Below are 16,677 nucleotides of genomic sequence, written 5' to 3' on the forward strand. Positions count from 1 at the left end.
GCGTTCCCCCAGCGATGTCTCCCCGCCCCTGCACATCAGAGTGCCACACAGGCGGAGCAGCGTCAGGGAATCAGCGACTCCGGCAGCATGAGAGGCCGTACCTCGCCCGCCCAGCTTCCGATGTGACGGCTGTGCACGCCGCCTGGAACCCGCCCGTCGCAGGGGTGCCGCCGGGGCAGTGAAAGACGGAGGTATGCGACGGCTCGCGCCGCAGGAGCCGCAGCGGCAACGACCTCGAACGCCGCCCCCGTAGATCGACCCACACATTGAGGCAGAATTCCTGCGAGGGTGCCACGACTTGCAGTGATCTACGGCGCAGCCTGCAATTCAGCACAACTGTAGCGAGGAGAAACCATATCCGGAACATGAATGCCAGCACACACGCAACTCCAGCCCCCGCGGTTGTCACCATGTACGGCGCCCCGCCCAAACACCCGCCTCGGACGGTGAATACGTTCAATAGGGCATCACCACGTTCCGGCCCGCGAGGTCAGGCGAGCGCACAAAGTTGACAGTTTCCAGATTGTTGCGGACCACGTCGGCTGGCTCGGCCGATTCCTGGCACGTACCGGGGCGGCCGGTCTGGCCGCCTTCTCAGGAGGCGGGCAGAGCGCGGCCCCCTACCTCACCTGCCAAGAACGAGAACGCTACGAAGTGCCCGCCTTCTCCGTCGCATGGGGCGGAAACCCCGAAGCCGGCGGGTGGAGCGGGCCCATCCCCAACCATACCGACGGCACCGTCATGGTCTTGAGAATTCTGCCCGTCCGCAAAAGACGCACCCCCTGAATCCTCCGACGGACCCCCCAGTTCGGCGCAACGGCTGCGCAGGCTCCGGACTCTCTGCCGGTTTCGAACCGTTCGCGAAGCACGCGCCGCACTTCCTTGGAGACGCCAGTCGAATACTGGCCGTCACCCACTATCGGAACCAGTCGGGCGTCCATCCGCCCGTCGCCATCCGACCGACCGACCAGGCGGGCGGGCGGGCGGGCCAAGCGCCTGACGGTACGTCAGGAAATTCAGCACCGATCCAGCACCCGCAAAGCCCGCCCAGATTCAACTACTGATGGCCGACGAGCTGACCTGCGCAAACGCAATCCCCACTCGCGTTGGATGAGCAATCCGACGTTCCCCCAGAACGCACGAAAACCAACGTCACTCACAGCTAGAAACGCCCCCTGACCTGCATCAATACCAGCCCAGGGGGACACGCCCAAATAACTAAACGTTGAAGCGGAATTCCACCACGTCGCCGTCCTGCATGACGTATTCCTTGCCCTCCATGCGGGCCTTGCCGCGGGCGCGGGCTTCGGGGACGGAGCCGGCGGAGACGAGGTCGGCGAAGGAGATGACCTCGGCTTTGATGAAGCCGCGCTGGAAGTCGGTGTGGATGACGCCCGCGGCCTCGGGGGCGGTGGCGCCGCGCTTGATGGTCCAGGCGCGGGCTTCCTTGGGGCCGGCCGTGAGGTAGGTCTGCAGGCCGAGAGTTTCGAAGCCGACGCGCGCCAGCGTGGCCAGGCCCGGCTCGTCCTGGCCCACCGACTGGAGGAGTTCCAGCGCTTCGTCGTCGTCGAGCTCGGCGAGGTCCTGCTCCAGCTTGGCGTTGAGGAAGATCGCCTCCGCCGGGGCCACCAGGGCCCGCTGCTCGTTCTTGAAGTCCTCGTCGACCAGCTCGTCCTCGTCCACATTGAAGACGTAGAGGAACGGCTTCGTGGTCAGCAAGTGCAGGTCGTGCAGCAGCACACCCTGGTCCGTGCCCTTGGTGATGCCGTGCGAGAAGAGAGTGTCCCCCGCCGACAGGATCGCCTGCGCCGACTCCACCGCGGCCAGCACGGCCACCTTCTCCTTCTGGAGCCGCGCCTCCTTGGTCAGCCGCGGCAGCACCTTCTCGATCGTCTGCAGGTCCGCCAGGATCAGCTCGGTGTTGATCGTCTCGATGTCGTCCTTCGGCGACACCTTGCCGTCCACATGGACCACGTTCTCGTCCTTGAAGGCCCGGATGACCTGGCAGATCGCGTCCGACTCCCGGATGTTCGCCAGGAACTTGTTGCCCAGCCCCTCACCCTCCGACGCCCCGCGCACGATGCCCGCGATGTCCACGAAGTCCACCGTCGCCGGCAGCACCCGCGCCGACCCGAAGACCTCCGCCAGCTTGGCCAGCCGCGGGTCGGGCACCCCCACCACGCCCACATTGGGCTCGATCGTGGCGAACGGGTAATTGGCCGCCAGCACGTCGTTCTTGGTCAGGGCGTTGAAGAGCGTCGACTTGCCGACATTGGGCAGACCGACGATTCCGATGGTGAGCGACACGTGACGTCTTTCCCGCGCTTCGATGAGAGGACGGGCCCCAGTCTACGGCCCGCCTCCCCGCGCCCGGGCCCCCGTACGAACCCCGCCGCACGTCCCCGCCGTACCCACCCATCCCCCCAAAGGGGCGCAATCCGCGTGTCCCACCCCTATTCGCCCCACTCCGGGCGCCTACGTTACGCAGGTGGACCAGCACAGTGCGCCTCCGGGGCCGGGCCCCGCCCCCGCCTCGCCCGCGCCCGCTCCCGGCGGAGAAGCCGCCGCAGGGGTGTACCGCGGCCCGAGAACCGCCGGCCCGCCGCCCACCAATCCCGTCGCCGTCGCCGTGCGCCGCCTGCGCGCCGTCAAATGGCCCCGGGCCCGCCTCACGGGCCTGGGCACCGGCCTGCTCACCACCGTCGTCACCGTGCTCGGCGGGGCCGTCGACTCCTTCCTCTTCGACGGCCCCGGCGTGCTCTTCGGCGTGGTCTTCGTCGCCGTCAGCATCGTCGGCGCGGTGTACGTGCGCCCGTACGACCTGGTGGCCGCCCCGGTCGCCGCGCCCATCGCCTTCGCCGCCGGGATCGCCCTGACCGCCGACGACGGCAACGGGGGCCTGGCCGGGCACCTGATCGGCGTGTTCACCGGGCTCGCGCTGATGACCGGCTGGCTCTACACCGGCACCGTACTGGCCGCGCTGATCGTCGCGGTCAGAGCTTTGCTGCGGCCATCGCGGCGCCGACGATCCCGGCGTTGTTCTGCAGCTCCGCGGGGACGATCCGGGCGGTGATCCCGTCGATCAGCGGCAGGAACTTCTCCGCCTTGCGGCTGACGCCGCCGCCGATCACGAACAGGTCCGGCGAGAACAGCATCTCCACGTGGGCCAGGTACTTCTTCAGCCGGTGCGCCCAGTGCTCCCAGGTCAGGTCGCCGTCCTCGCGGGCCTTGGCCGAGGCGCGCTTCTCCGCGTCGTGGCCGTTCAGCTCCAGGTGGCCGAGTTCGGTGTTGGGCACCAGGCGGCCGTCGACGAAGAGCGCGCTGCCGATGCCGGTGCCCAGCGTCAGCAGGATCGTCGTACCGCCCTGGCCGCGCCCGGCGCCGTAGGTCATCTCGGCCACCCCGGCGGCGTCCGCGTCGTTGAGCACCACCACGGGCGCGCCGAGCCGCTCACTGATCAGCCGGCGCGCGTCCAGCCCGATCCAGCCGGGGTCGACGTTCGCGGCGGTACGGGTCACGCCGTCCACCACGACCCCGGGGAAGGTCACCCCCAGCGGCCCGGTCCAGCCGAACTTGGTGACGACCTCGTGCACCGCGTCGATCACCTTCTCCGGGGTCCCCGGATGCGGCGTGGGCACCTTGTACCGCTCCTCGGACAGCTCGCCCCGGTCCAGGTCCACCGGAGCGCCCTTGATGCCCGTACCGCCGATGTCCACACCGAACACGCCTACGCCCTCCAGGTCCCGCGAACCGACGAACCGACCTCTGACCGAACCGCCGCCCGGGCCTCCGACCGAAGCCGTAGCCCTGACGACTCAGTGACCGAAAAACGTCACCTCTTTGCCGATTCCCCGGTGGCCAGCTCCGCACGCAGATCACGGCGCAGTTCCTTGGGCAGGGAGAACTGGATGGACTCCTGCGCGGACCGGACCACCTCGACGTCCCCGAAGCCGCGCTCGGCCAGCCACTCCAGCACGCCCTCGACCAGGATCTCCGGGACCGAGGCGCCGGAGGTGACGCCGACCGTGCCGACGCCCTCCAGCCAGGCGTCCTGGCACTCCTCGGCGAAGTCCACCAGGTACGAGGCGCCGGCGCCGGCCTGGAGGGCGACCTCGACCAGCCGGATGGAGTTCGAGGAGTTCTTCGAGCCGACCACGATCACCAGGTCCGCCTCGGGGGCGAGCTGCTTGACCGCGACCTGGCGGTTCTGCGTGGCGTAGCAGATGTCGTCGCTGGGCGGGGAGACCAGCTGAGGGAAGCGGGTCTTGAGCGCGTCCACGGTCTCCATGGTCTCGTCCACCGACAGGGTGGTCTGGGACAGCCACACCACCTTGGACTCGTCGCGGACCGTCACCTTCTCCGCGTCGGCGGGGCCGTCGACCAGGTGGATGCGCTCGGGCGCCTCGCCCATGGTGCCGATGACCTCCTCGTGGCCGTCGTGGCCGATGAGCAGGATGTCGTAGTCCTCGCGGGCGAACCGGACCGCTTCCTTGTGCACCTTGGTGACCAGCGGGCAGGTCGCGTCGATGGAGGCGAGCCGGCGCTCGGCGGCCTCCTCGTGGACCACGGGGGCCACGCCGTGCGCCGAGAAGATCACGATGGAGTCCTCCGGCACCTCCTCGGTCTCGTCCACGAAGACCGCGCCCTTCTTCTCCAGGGTCTGGACCACGTACTTGTTGTGGACGATCTGCTTGCGCACGTAGACCGGGGCGCCGTACTGCTCCAGCGCCTTCTCGACGGTGATCACGGCACGGTCCACGCCCGCGCAGTACCCCCGGGGGGCGGCGAGGAGGACGCGGCGGGAGGTCTCAGCAGTCATGGCCCCATCGTACGGGCAGCGCCCGGCGCCCTTGCGGGGCGCACTAGGGTGCGGGTATGGCTCTGAACACCTCGGCGGAAGCGCCCATTCCGGTCGGTCAGGTGTCCCGGCTGATCGGGGACTGGATCGACCGGCTGGGCGCGGTGTGGGTCGAGGGGCAGATCACCCAGATCAGCCGCCGGCCGGGCACGTCGGTGGTGTTTCTGACCCTGCGCGATCCGGCGCACGACATCTCGATCGGCGTGACCTGCTTCCGTACCGTGTTCGAGGCGGTCGCGGACGTGGTCGGGGAGGGCGCGCGGGTCGTGGTGCACGCCCGGCCCGAGTGGTACGCGCCCCGCGGCCAGCTCTCGCTGCGGGCCCGGGAGATCAAGCCGGTCGGGGTCGGCGAACTGTTGGCCCGCCTCGAGCAGTTGAAGCGGACGCTGGCCGCCGAGGGGCTGTTCGCGGTGGACCGCAAGAAGCCGCTGCCCTTCCTGCCCGGGCTGATCGGCCTGGTCACCGGCCGTGCGTCGGCGGCCGAGCGGGACGTACGGGAGAACGCGCGGCTGCGCTGGCCCGCGGTCCGCTTCGAGGTGCGCAACGTGCCGGTGCAGGGCGCGACCGCGGTGCCGCGGGTGGTGGAGGCGATCCGGGCGCTGGACGCGCACCCCGAAGTGGACGTGATCATCGTGGCGCGCGGCGGCGGCAGCGTGGAGGACCTGCTGCCGTTCTCCGACGAGCGGCTGGTGCGGGCGGTCGCGGACTGCCGCACTCCGGTCGTCTCGGCGATCGGGCACGAGCCGGACTCGCCGCTGCTTGACCTGGTCGCCGACCTGCGCGCCTCCACCCCGACCGACGCGGCCAAGCGGGTCGTGCCGGACGTCCGCGAGGAACTGGCCCGGGTGGCGGCAGTACGGGACCGGGCGCTGCGGGTGATGCGCGGGCTGCTGGAACGCGAGGAGCAGGGGCTGCGGGCGGCACTGAGCCGGCCGTCGATGGCGGCGCCGTACCGGATGGTGGACGAGCGGGCGGCCGAGGTCGCGGACCGGCTCGACCGCGGACGGCGGGCCCTGAAGCACGCGCTGGACCGGGCGGACGCCGACCTGGCGCACACCCTGGCCCGGGTGGTCGCCCTCTCCCCGGCCGCGACGCTGCGGCGCGGCTACGCGGTGCTCCAGCGCGCGGACGGCGCGGCGGTACGGGCCCCGGCGGAGGTCCACCCCGGCGACGACCTGCGGGCCCGGGTCGCCGAGGGCGAGTTCCCGGTACGGGTGCTGGGGTCGGCGGGGCCCGGGGAGCAGGAGTGAGCCGGGCCGCCGGTACGCGGTGACCAGCACTGTCCTTCCGCCCGCCTAGGCTGGCCCCCATGGCAGAGCAGAACTCCACGATGGGCTACGAGCAGGCCCGCGACGAACTCATCGACGTAGTGCGCCGGCTGGAGGCGGGCGGGGCCACCCTGGAGGAGTCCCTCGCGCTGTGGGAGCGCGGGGAGGAGCTGGCCCGGGTCTGCCGGAACTGGCTGGAGGGCGCGCGGGCCCGGCTGGACGCGGCGCTGGCCGCCGAGGAGGCGGAGGAGCTGGCCGCGGGTGAGGCGGAGCAGGCGGCGGTGGACGCCGAGGAGGCCCGGCGCGGGCGGGCGGGCGACGAGCGCTGACCCTGCGCGCGGTCACCGGCAGCTGATCACATAAGGTCGGAAACCCCAGGTCAGAGGCGTGGGTACTCGTGACTCCAGTCACAGTTGAAGAGGGAATGATTGAACTCTCACCCACGTTGTGAGGGGTGTTTCACGGGCGCCACCCCCCGGGGCGCCCACGTATGACCCTTTGTGACCGGAAGAGGTTCCCATGACTCTCGCCCTCGACTCCGCCGCCCAGGACCTGCTGTTCCGCGAGGCCCGGACCGCGAACACGTTCACCGACGAGCCCGTCACCGACGGACAGGTGCAGGCGATCTACGACCTGGTGAAGTACGCCCCGACCGCCTTCAACCAGCAGCCGCTGCGGGTCGTGCTGGTCCGCTCGGCCGAGGCCCGCGAGCGCCTGGTGGGGCACATGGCCGAGGGCAACCGGCCCAAGACCGCCACCGCGCCGCTGGTCGCCATCCTGGCGGCGGACAACGAGTTCCACGAGGAGCTGCCGACCCAGTTCCCGCACTTCCCGCAGGCCAAGGACGTGTTCTTCGGCGAGCGCCCGGTGCGCGAGAAGTCGGCCGCCCTGAACGCGTCCCTCCAGGTCGGCTACTTCATCATCGGCATCCGCGCGGCCGGCCTGGCCGCGGGCCCGATGACCGGCTTCGACGCGGACGGCATCAACAAGGAGTTCTTCCCCGAGGGCGACCACTCCGTCCTGGCCGTCGTCAACATCGGCAAGCCCGGCACCGACGCCTGGTTCCCGCGCTCGCCCCGCCTGACCTACGACGAGGTCGTCACGACCGTCTGACCACGACTCGACGGGGGCACGCCCTCCGCCGGACGGAGTCCGGATGGCCGACCGAAGCCGGTGAGGCCCGCCAGGGCCGAGCGGTGCGAGGACGGCAGAAAAAACTCAGTGGCCGCCGCGCAGCTTCAGCGCGGCGGCCATTTGCGTGAGCTGGGAGTCGGGAGCCGTGCCCATGACGACGGTGGTGACGTGGGGCTGGCGGTTGACGAGGGCGGTGTAGCGGCCGCCGGTCCACCGCTCCCAGGTCAGGCCGCCGGCCTGGACCGTACGCGTGCCGTCGCGGTGGGAGTCCAGGGTGACCGACGCGACGAACGGGTCGGTGCGGGTGTTGCCCTGCTCGACCGCGACGTACTGCTGCTCGGGGTCGACGAAGCCGATGTGCCAGGTCGTGTCGGCCGGGTCGGCGCCGTTGAAGGTGACCGAGGTGGACCGCCAGTCGGCGCTCAGCCCCTCGGGCCCGGCGACCGGGAAGGGCGCGACCCGCCGCGCCTGGCCGAGCTCGACGTTGTACGGCACCACCTTCACCGGGTCCGCGTGCGAGTCGTGGGGCACGAAGAGGTAGATCACGAACACCACGAACCCGAGGACCACCAGCGACAGCAGGAGGTCCCGCACCGTCTTGTTGCCACGTTTGTCTGCTGCCACGCCCCTATCGTCCCCCATGCCCCGCCCGGCCCCCGCCGCCGGGGTGCCGCCGCGCGGGGCCGCGGTACGGGTCGCGGCGCGTACGACCACCCGTCCGCTCATGTGACGTACACCCTGCTCATCTTCGCGGGTAACAGTTATGGTCACAACACCCTCATCTACGGCCGTCCTCGTACAGAAAGGTGCGCTGCGATGACCGAACAACAGCACTTGCCGCCCGCTCTTGAAGTAAAGCCCGAAGCCCCCGACCGCAACCTCGCCCTGGAGCTCGTCCGGGTGACCGAGGCCGCCGCGATGGCCGCCGGGCGGTGGGTCGGCCGCGGCGACAAGAACGGCGCGGACGGCGCGGCCGTCCAGGCGATGCGCACGCTGGTGCACACCGTGTCCATGAACGGCGTGGTGGTCATCGGCGAAGGCGAGAAGGACGAGGCGCCGATGCTCTTCAACGGCGAGCGGGTGGGCGACGGCACCGGTGCGGAGTGCGACGTCGCGGTGGACCCGGTGGACGGCACCACGCTGACCGCCAAGGGCATGCCCAACGCCGTGTCGGTGCTCGCGGTGGCCGAGCGCGGCACCATGTACGACCCGTCGGCCGTCTTCTACATGGACAAGCTGGTGGTGGGCCCGGAGGCGGCCGAGTTCGTCGACATCGACGCGCCGACCGAGGTCAACATCCGCCGGGTCGCCAAGGCGAAGGGCAGCGTCCCCGAGCACGTCACGGTGGTGGTGCTGGACCGGCCACGGCACGAAACACTGGTGCGGGAGATCCGGGAGACCGGCGCGCGGATCAAGTTCATCTCCGACGGCGACGTGGCCGGCGCGATCATGGCGGTCCGCGAGAACACCGGCGTGGACATGCTGATGGGCATCGGCGGCACCCCGGAAGGCATCATCTCGGCCTGCGCCATCGCGTGCCTGGGCGGCGTGATCCAGGGCAAGCTGTGGCCCAAGGACGCGGACGAGCGCCGCCGGGCGCTGGACGCGGGCCACGACCTGGACCGGGTGCTGCACACCGGCGACCTGGTCTCGGGCGAGAACGTGTTCTTCGCCGCGACCGGCATCACGGACGGCGAGCTGCTGCCGGGCGTGCGGTTCCGCGGCGAGACGGCGTCGACGTCCTCACTGGTGATGCGGTCGAAGTCCGGCACGATCCGCCGGGTCGACTCGGTGCACCAGCTCTCCAAGCTGCGCGCGTACAGCTCGATCGACTTCGACCGCGGGTCGCACTGAGCCTGCCGCCGAGGCCGCGGTACGGACCCGCGGCCTCGGCGTGCGCGCGTACGCGCATGCGCCGGCCGCGGGTGCACCTGTACGTGCGTACGCGCCTGCGTGACGGCCGTGCGGATCCCTACCGGCCCCGCCGGGTGAACCGCCGGCCGTACGGACGGCACGTGCCGCGGTACGTACGTCGCCAACCGCCCGGACCGCGGGTGCGCACGTACCCGGCACGCCGTGACCGGCACGCCTGCCGCCGGGCCCCCAACCCGGACTGCCGGTGGCGTGCGCCATCGCCGGCCGAACCGCTCGCCGTCCCTCCGCGCCGGCCGCGAACCCGGGGCCCCGTCACCCAGGGGCGCGGCCGGAGGCCGGAGGGACGGCGCGGTCAGCCGGCCGCGGCTATCTGCGGCGCGGGCCGCTGCAGTTCGACTTCGCGGCGGCGCCGGCGGGCGAGGACCACCCGGCGCTCCGCCGCGGTCATGCCGCCCCACACTCCGTACGGTTCCGGCTGGAGCAGGGCGTGTTCACGGCATTCGAGCATCACCGGGCAGCGGGCGCACAGACGTTTGGCCGCCTCCTCCCGGGACAGTCGAGCCGCTGTGGGCTCCTTGGAGGGCGCGAAGAACAGCCCCGCCTCGTCACTGCGGCAGGCGGCCTCCGAGTGCCAAGGACCGCCCAGATACCGGGGGTGGCCCGGTGGGAGGGCGGGGTCCACGACGGGCTCGATCGGTTGAAGCACGGGAAACTCCTGACGACGGCTTGGCGATTGCCATGCTTTGCCCGTCGCCGACGGCTTGCGGGCAGGGGGTGCCGTGCGGCCGTGCGGCGGCGTGCTCGAACCCCTACCCGCTGTGCGCAAGTTCATGCGCACCGTGTCCGGCACCGAGTGCCCAGCGGCACCCCTTCCGACCTGCGGTTGGCGTGAACACGCAACACCACTGGCGCACACACGCACCATGCGCCGATCACTGGCCCGCGTTCAGCGATTCGACTCTTTACCACCCGCTCGGCTTCATCCGTCGCTGGCCGTACATTCACCGCGGGGCCCGCCGGCGACCGGTTTCCCCGGGTCCGCCCGTGTTCAGGAACCGAAGACGCTTCAGCCCTCGACGGCCTTCTTCGTCCAGTCCTTGACCTTTTTGCCGCGCTTGGCCTTGGCCTCCACGCCGCCCCAGATCGCCAGGCCGTTCACCCGGACCACCGGGGCGCCGGGGTCCTCCGACTCGAACGCCTTGATGTCCGAGCCGCCCATGATCCCGACCACGCCGCCGCCGCGGAGCGTCACGTTCTCCGGCAGCCTGATGCTGATGCCGCCCATGATCGCGGTGCAGTGGATGACCAGTTCCGGGGCGGTGAAGGTGGCCTCGGTCAGGTCGATCTCCACGCCGCCCACGATCGCCACGGCGTTGATCCGACTGCCCACCCGCCAACGGCCCTTGCGCTCGGCGCCGCCGATGATGCCGACCAGGTTCGGGTTCTCGCCGGTCAGCCCGTAGTCCTGGCCGCGCCCGGCGGCCGGGCCGGCGCCGGCCGCCCGGCCCGCCGGCAAGTCCCGGACCAGCGGCTCCAGTTCGCCCATCGTCTTGGCCGCGTACGTACGGTCCAGCCGCTCGGCGTGCTCGCTCGCGTCCAGCCGCCCCTCGGCGAGGGCGTCCCGCAGGATCTCGGCGATCCGGTCGCGGTCCGCGTCCGACGCGCGCAGGTCCTTTTCCGACGCCCTCAGGTCCGTGTCCCCGTTGCCCTGCGGGCGCTTTTGGAGCTCCTTCTCATCCACAGGTGTCACGGTACCCAATCGCGATAGATCGCAATACCCTGAAACCTTTCGCTTCGTCCCCTAGGGGACCGTCCTCCGGGCCCCGGCCCGGGACCGGGATTACGCGGGTTTTCCGGGATGCGGCTCCCGGCGTCCGGCTCGGGCCGCCTGCGCCGTTGCCGACTGCCGGCCCGTTGTGGTTCTCGCGCAGTTCCCCGCGCCCCTTGGGTACTCCGGGCGCGCCCCCGGACGCCCCCTTCGGCCAGGGGGCGGAGAAGCGCAGTCAGGTGCGGGTCTTACCCTGAAGACGCTTCCCGGAGCCCCTCAGAGTCGAAGGAAAACCATGCCCGAGTTCGCGTATACCGATTTGTTGCCGCTCGGTGAGGACACGACGCCGTACAGGTTGGTGACGAAGGAGGGCGTGGGGACGTTCGAGGCGGGGGGCCGGACGTTCCTGACCGTGGAGCCGGAGGCGCTGCGGTTGCTGGCAGCGGAGGCGATGCATGACATCTCGCACTATCTGCGGCCGGCGCACCTGGCGCAGTTGCGGCGGATCATGGAGGACCCGGAGGCGAGCCCGAACGACCGGTTCGTCGCACTGGACCTGCTGAAGAACGCGAACATCGCGGCGGCGGGGGTGCTGCCGATGTGCCAGGACACCGGGACCGCGATCGTGATGGGCAAGCGCGGCCAGCAGGTGCTGACGGAGGGCGGTGACGAGGAGGCGCTGGCGCACGGCATCTACGACGCGTACACCAAGCTCAACCTGCGGTACTCCCAGATGGCCCCGCTGACCATGTGGGAGGAGAAGAACACCGGCTCCAACCTGCCGGCCCAGATCGAGCTGTACGCCACGGACGGGGGCGCGTACAAGTTCCTGTTCATGGCCAAGGGCGGCGGCAGCGCCAACAAGTCGTTCCTGTACCAGGAGACGAAGGCGGTGCTGAACGAGGCCTCCATGATGCGGTTCCTGGAGGAGAAGATCCGCTCGCTGGGCACGGCGGCCTGCCCGCCGTACCACCTGGCGATCGTGGTCGGCGGCACCAGCGCGGAGTTCGCCCTGAAGACGGCGAAGTACGCCTCGGCGCACTACCTGGACGCGCTGCCGGCGGAGGGCTCGCCGACCGGGCACGGCTTCCGCGACAAGGAACTGGAGCAGAAGGTCTTCGAGCTCACGCAGAAGATCGGGATCGGGGCGCAGTTCGGCGGCAAGTACTTCTGCCACGACGTACGGGTGGTGCGGCTGCCCCGGCACGGCGCGTCCCTGCCGGTGGCGATCGCGGTGTCCTGCTCGGCCGACCGCCAGGCGCTGGCGAAGATCACCGCCGAGGGCGTGTTCCTGGAGCAGCTGGAGACCGACCCGGCCCGCTTCCTGCCGGAGACCACCGACGAGCACCTGACCGACGACGTGGTGCGGATCGACCTGAACCGGCCGATGGCCGAGATCCGCGCGGAGCTGACCAAGTACCCGGTCAAGACCCGGCTGTCGCTGTCCGGGCCGCTGGTGGTCGCCCGCGACATCGCGCACGCGAAGATCAAGGAGCGGCTGGACGCGGGTGAGCCGATGCCGCAGTACCTGCGCGACCACGCGGTCTACTACGCCGGCCCGGCCAAGACGCCCGAGGGCTACGCCTCCGGCTCCTTCGGGCCCACCACGGCGGGCCGCATGGACGCGTACGTGGAGCAGTTCCAGGCGGCCGGCGGCTCCATGGTGATGCTCGCCAAGGGGAACCGCTCCCGCCAGGTCACCGAGGCGTGCGCGTCCCACGGCGGCTTCTACCTCGGCTCCATCGGCGGCCCCGCGGCCCGCCTCGCCCAGGACTGCATCAAAAAGGTCGAGGTCATCGAATACGCCGAGCTCGGCATGGAAGCGGTCTGGCGCATCGAGGTCGTCGACTTCCCCGCCTTCGTTGTAGTGGACGACAAGGGGAACGACTTCTTCACCGACCCGGCGCCCGCCCCGACCTTCACCTCGATCCCCCTGCGCCCGGGGGCCTGACGCCTGCCGGCGGCAACCGTCCGCCGGACGGAGTCCGGCGCGGCCGCCCGAAGCCTGTGAGGCCCCCCGGGGCCGAGCAGTGCGAGGGCGGCCATCGAAAATGGTGTCAAGGGGAACGACTTCTTCACGGACCCGGCACCCGCTCCGACCTTCACCTCGATCCCCCTGCGCCCGGGGGCCTGACGCCCGTCGGTCGGCAATCGGTCGTGGGTGAGCCGATCTCCCTTCAAAAAAAACTTTGGCACCCTCGAAGCATGAGCGATGACTTCCGGATCGAGCACGATTCGATGGGTGAGGTACGGGTGCCCGCCACCGCGAAGTGGCGGGCCCAGACGCAGCGGGCGGTGGAGAACTTCCCGATCTCCGGGCAGCGCATCGAGCGGGCGCACATCGAGGCGCTGGCGCGGATCAAGGCGGCCGCGGCGAAGGTGAACGCCGAGCTGGGGGTGCTGGACAAGGACGTGGCGGAGGCGATCCAGGAGGCGGCCGGGGAGGTGGCGGCCGGGAAGTGGGACGAGCACTTCCCGATCGACGTCTTCCAGACCGGCTCCGGGACCTCGTCGAACATGAATACGAACGAGGTGATCGCGACCCTGGCCACCGAGCGGCTGGGCCGCGACGTGCACCCCAACGACCACGTCAACGCCTCGCAGTCGTCGAACGACGTGTTCCCCTCCTCCATCCACATCGCCGCCACCGCCGCGGTGACCGGGGACCTGATCCCGGCGCTCACCCATCTGGCGCAGTCGCTGGAGGCGAAGGCGGCGGAGTTCGCCGACGTGGTGAAGTCCGGCCGCACCCATTTGATGGACGCCACCCCGGTGACCCTCGGCCAGGAGTTCGGCGGATACGCGGCGCAGGTCCGCTACGGCGTGGAGCGGCTGGAGGGGACGCTGCCGCGGCTGGCCGAGCTGCCGTTGGGCGGGACCGCGGTGGGCACCGGGATCAACACCCCCAAGGGCTTCCCGCAGGCGGTGATCGCGGAGGTGGCGCGGGCCACCGGGCTGCCGCTGACCGAGGCGCGTGACCACTTCGAGGCGCAGGGCGCGCGGGACGCGATCGTGGAGACGTCGGGGCAGCTCAGGACCATCGCGGTGGGCCTGACGAAGATCGCCAACGATCTGCGGTGGATGTCCTCGGGGCCGCGCACGGGCCTGGCCGAGATCGCCCTACCGGACCTCCAGCCGGGCTCGTCGATCATGCCGGGCAAGGTCAACCCGGTGATCCCCGAGGCGACCTTGATGGTGGCCGCGCAGGTGACGGGCAACGACACGGCGATCACCGTGGCCGGCGCGGCGGGCAACTTCGAGCTGAACGTGATGCTGCCGGTGATCGCCCGCAACATCCTGGAGTCGGTGCGGCTGCTGGCCAATGTCAGCCGGCTGCTGGCGGACCGGACGGTGGACGGCATCACCGCGAACGTCGAGCGGGCCCGGGAGTACGCCGAGTCCTCGCCGTCCGTGGTCACCCCGCTGAACCGCTGGATCGGCTACGAGGAGGCCGCGAAGGTGGCCAAGAGGTCGCTGGCCGAGCGCAAGACCATCCGGCAGGTGGTGATCGAGGGCGGTTACGTCGAGCGCGGCCTGCTCACCGAGGCGCAGTTGGACGAGGCGCTGGACGTACTGCGCATGACCAAGCCGTAACCGGCACGTCCGCGGCCGGCCGTCTCGTAAGCGACCCCGCCGTAACAGTCGGTCCGTAAGCTCTGTTCATGACAGCCGACATCGTCACCTCGATCCCGAACGGTCACGACTCTCCCGGAACTCCCGGATCTCCCGGTACCGCCGGTTCGCCCGGACCGAACGGGCACCGTCGGCGCGGCGGTTTCTGGGCCCCCGGCGAGCAGGTGCTGTGGCGCTACCGCGGCAACGGCACGCAGCGGGTGCACATCTGCCGGCCGGTGACCGTGGTGCGCGACGACGAGGAACTGCTGGCGGTGTGGACGGCACCGGGCACGCCCTGTGTGCGCCCGGTGCTGGCCGACGGCACGCCGGTCCACCGCGAGCCGCTGGCCAGCCGGTACGTCAAGCCGCGGGTGCTGCAGGTGCTGCCGTGGCGGGGAACAGGCGTACTCAAACTCGCCCGTCCGGGTGAACCGTGGTCCGTATGGCTGTTCTGGGAGCCCGGCTGGCGGTTCAAGAACTGGTATGTGAACCTTGAGGAACCGCTGCGTCGCTGGTCGGGCGGGGTGGACTCGGAGGATCACTTCCTGGACATCTCGGTCGCGCCGGACCGGCGCTGGCAGTGGCTGGACGAGGACGAATTCGCGCAGGCGCAGGCCGACGGCCTGATGACGGCCGAGCTCGCGGCCCGGGTGCGGCAGGCCGGGCAGCGGGCGGTGGCCGCCATCGCGGCCTGGGACGCGCCGTTCCGGGACGGCTGGCCGGACTGGCGTCCGGACCCGTCGTGGCCGGTCCCGGCACTGCCGGCCGACTGGGACCGGCCGGGGGTCTGAGGTAACCGCGGGTACGGCCGAGCCCCTTGTTGCGTCCCTGACCGGCAACCGTAGGATCGTGCCCCGGAACGCTGCACGATTGCCCACTGGGGCCTAGAGTTTGACGCTACGTCATGAACCCGTGATCCGCCGACGCCTCCGCCGTGGCGTCGCCTACGCCCGGCCGAGCAGTCAGGGAGGCTCAGAGCAGTGGAAACCGGCGACCATCAGTACACGGGCGGGCCTCCTGGTGCCCGGGACCGGACCGGCCAGGCGGAGGCGTTCGACGCCATCGGCGACCGGTACGACGAGGCGTTCCCGCACAAGGAGGGCCAGATCACGGCCGGCGCCTGGCTGGCGGCCTCCCTGGAGCCCGGCTCGCGGGTGCTCGACCTCGGCTGCGGCACCGGACTGCCGACCGCCCGCCAGTTGGTGACGGCGAAGATGCGGGTCACCGGAGTGGACCTGTCGTCCGGGATGCTGGCCCTGGCCCGGCGCAATGTGCCCGAGGCGGACCTGATCCGGGCCGACATCGCCGACCTGGTCGACGGCGGGCCGCTGGCCACCGGCAGTTTCGACGGGGTGACCGCCTTCTTCTCGCTGCTGATGCTGCCCCGGCCGGAGATCCCGTTCGCCCTGGGCGCGATCCGCGACCTGCTGCGGCCGGGCGGGCTGCTGGCGCTGTCCATGGTCGAGGCCGACGTGGACGACATGATGATTCCGTTCATCGGTCACACAATCCGGGTATCCGGTTATCTACGGGACGAGCTGCACCATGTGGTGTCGGACGCGGGATTCGACGTGATCAAGGAGGATTCCTACGCGTACGCGCCGGCGACCATCGATGTGCCGCCGGAGGAGCAGATCTTCCTCTACTGCCGACGTGCCTGACCTGACCAGGCCCGAGCGCGGCCGGACCGCTGCGGCCGGCGGCGTACCGACGGATGGAACGACACGCGTGACCAGCGACCCTCCACGACCGCCCCGCCCTCCCGCCGCGCCGCCCCCGGACCCGCGCGGCGCAGTCACCGTGCCCGCCGACGAGCCGCCCGGGCCGGGCGGCGACCCGGCCGGCGAACGGCCGCCGGTCGTCGCGCCCACGGCCCGAACGGACGGACCGCCGCCGGACGGGGACGACGGGCACGGCCTCCACGAGGACCACGAGGGCAACCACCCGCACGCCGGACCCGGTGGCGGCCCGCGCTCGCACGAGGAGCCGTACGGGGACGGGTACGGGGAGTCGTACGAACCGGGTCCGGGGCCGTACGGTGGACCGCACACACGCGACGGGGCGGGTGGGCCGGCGGATCCGGAGCAGGGCGGTCCGGACCAACCGGAGCCTCCCTACCCGCCGCAGCCGCAGTCCGGGCCGCAGTACGCACCGCCTTA

General features: G+C 71.0%; 15 protein-coding genes. 9 read left to right on the forward strand and 6 right to left on the reverse strand.

What is annotated here, in order from left to right; translation table 11 throughout:
• Positions 1-1,218: 1,218 nt before the first annotated feature.
• The gene (gene ychF / locus ITX44_RS07860; RefSeq protein WP_205356345.1) at positions 1,219-2,307 is read right to left on the reverse strand and encodes a redox-regulated ATPase YchF; all 1,089 of its coding nucleotides are present in this window, start codon (positions 2,305-2,307) and stop codon (positions 1,219-1,221) included.
• A gap of 181 nt (positions 2,308-2,488) precedes the next feature.
• Between ychF and ITX44_RS07865 the strand changes: the two genes are divergently transcribed.
• Positions 2,489-3,073: a DUF6542 domain-containing protein gene (locus tag ITX44_RS07865; RefSeq protein WP_205356346.1), complete on the forward strand. Its 585-nt coding sequence runs from the start codon at positions 2,489-2,491 to the stop codon at positions 3,071-3,073.
• Here the strand turns inward: ITX44_RS07865 and ppgK are convergent.
• Entirely contained in the window at positions 2,994-3,725 is a 732-nt protein-coding gene (gene ppgK / locus ITX44_RS07870; RefSeq protein WP_307795156.1) for a polyphosphate--glucose phosphotransferase, read from the reverse strand. The two genes, ITX44_RS07865 and ppgK, sit on opposite strands and share 80 nt — an antisense overlap.
• A 107-nt stretch (positions 3,726-3,832) precedes the next feature.
• Positions 3,833-4,819: a 4-hydroxy-3-methylbut-2-enyl diphosphate reductase gene (locus ITX44_RS07875; RefSeq protein WP_205356347.1), complete on the reverse strand. Its 987-nt coding sequence runs from the start codon at positions 4,817-4,819 to the stop codon at positions 3,833-3,835.
• A 56-nt stretch (positions 4,820-4,875) separates the two neighbouring features.
• On the opposite strand from ITX44_RS07875, the gene xseA reads away from it, so the two are divergent.
• From xseA to ITX44_RS07890, 3 genes are all read left to right on the forward strand, one after another.
• Entirely contained in the window at positions 4,876-6,108 is a 1,233-nt protein-coding gene (gene xseA, locus ITX44_RS07880) for an exodeoxyribonuclease VII large subunit (RefSeq protein WP_205356348.1), read from the forward strand.
• Between the two features lie 59 nt (positions 6,109-6,167).
• Positions 6,168-6,455 carry an exodeoxyribonuclease VII small subunit gene (locus ITX44_RS07885; protein WP_205356349.1) on the forward strand — a complete coding sequence of 96 codons (288 nt, stop codon included), beginning with the start codon at positions 6,168-6,170 and terminating at the stop codon, positions 6,453-6,455.
• A 190-nt stretch (positions 6,456-6,645) separates the two neighbouring features.
• The gene (locus ITX44_RS07890) at positions 6,646-7,239 is read left to right on the forward strand and encodes a malonic semialdehyde reductase (RefSeq protein WP_205356350.1); all 594 of its coding nucleotides are present in this window, start codon (positions 6,646-6,648) and stop codon (positions 7,237-7,239) included.
• A gap of 105 nt (positions 7,240-7,344) precedes the next feature.
• Here the strand turns inward: ITX44_RS07890 and ITX44_RS07895 are convergent, their stop codons facing one another.
• Positions 7,345-7,884 carry a DUF4245 domain-containing protein gene (locus tag ITX44_RS07895; RefSeq protein ID WP_307795157.1) on the reverse strand — a complete coding sequence of 180 codons (540 nt, stop codon included), beginning with the start codon at positions 7,882-7,884 and terminating at the stop codon, positions 7,345-7,347.
• A gap of 192 nt (positions 7,885-8,076) precedes the next feature.
• Between ITX44_RS07895 and glpX the strand changes: the two genes are divergently transcribed.
• The gene (glpX, locus tag ITX44_RS07900; RefSeq protein ID WP_205356351.1) at positions 8,077-9,114 is read left to right on the forward strand and encodes a class II fructose-bisphosphatase; all 1,038 of its coding nucleotides are present in this window, start codon (positions 8,077-8,079) and stop codon (positions 9,112-9,114) included.
• A 373-nt stretch (positions 9,115-9,487) separates the two neighbouring features.
• Here glpX and ITX44_RS07905 read toward each other — a convergent pair whose 3' ends face one another.
• Positions 9,488-9,829, reverse strand: a complete 342-nt coding sequence (locus ITX44_RS07905) for a WhiB family transcriptional regulator (RefSeq protein WP_307795189.1) — start codon at positions 9,827-9,829, stop codon at positions 9,488-9,490.
• Positions 9,830-10,201: 372 nt separating this feature from the next.
• Positions 10,202-10,876 (reverse strand): DUF1707 SHOCT-like domain-containing protein, encoded by a 675-nt coding sequence (locus tag ITX44_RS07910; RefSeq protein ID WP_205356353.1) that lies wholly within the window; start codon positions 10,874-10,876, stop codon positions 10,202-10,204.
• Between the two features lie 322 nt (positions 10,877-11,198).
• On the opposite strand from ITX44_RS07910, the gene ITX44_RS07915 reads away from it, so the two are divergent.
• The 4 genes from ITX44_RS07915 to ITX44_RS07930 all read left to right on the forward strand — a co-directional run bounded on the left by ITX44_RS07915 (position 11,199) and on the right by ITX44_RS07930 (position 16,179).
• On the forward strand, positions 11,199-12,854 hold the full coding sequence (locus ITX44_RS07915) for a fumarate hydratase (protein WP_205356354.1): 1,656 nt from the start codon (positions 11,199-11,201) through the stop codon (positions 12,852-12,854).
• Between the two features lie 254 nt (positions 12,855-13,108).
• The gene (locus ITX44_RS07920; RefSeq protein WP_205356355.1) at positions 13,109-14,497 is read left to right on the forward strand and encodes a class II fumarate hydratase; all 1,389 of its coding nucleotides are present in this window, start codon (positions 13,109-13,111) and stop codon (positions 14,495-14,497) included.
• Positions 14,498-14,565: 68 nt separating this feature from the next.
• Positions 14,566-15,309 carry a cytidylyl-2-hydroxypropylphosphonate hydrolase gene (gene fomD / locus ITX44_RS07925; RefSeq protein ID WP_205356356.1) on the forward strand — a complete coding sequence of 248 codons (744 nt, stop codon included), beginning with the start codon at positions 14,566-14,568 and terminating at the stop codon, positions 15,307-15,309.
• Between the two features lie 189 nt (positions 15,310-15,498).
• Entirely contained in the window at positions 15,499-16,179 is a 681-nt protein-coding gene (locus ITX44_RS07930) for a class I SAM-dependent DNA methyltransferase (protein WP_205356357.1), read from the forward strand.
• The last annotated feature ends 498 nt before the right edge of the window (positions 16,180-16,677 follow it).

Origin of the sequence: Actinacidiphila acididurans, from assembly GCF_016918855.1 — a bacterium.
GTDB lineage: Bacteria > Actinomycetota > Actinomycetes > Streptomycetales > Streptomycetaceae > Actinacidiphila > Actinacidiphila acididurans.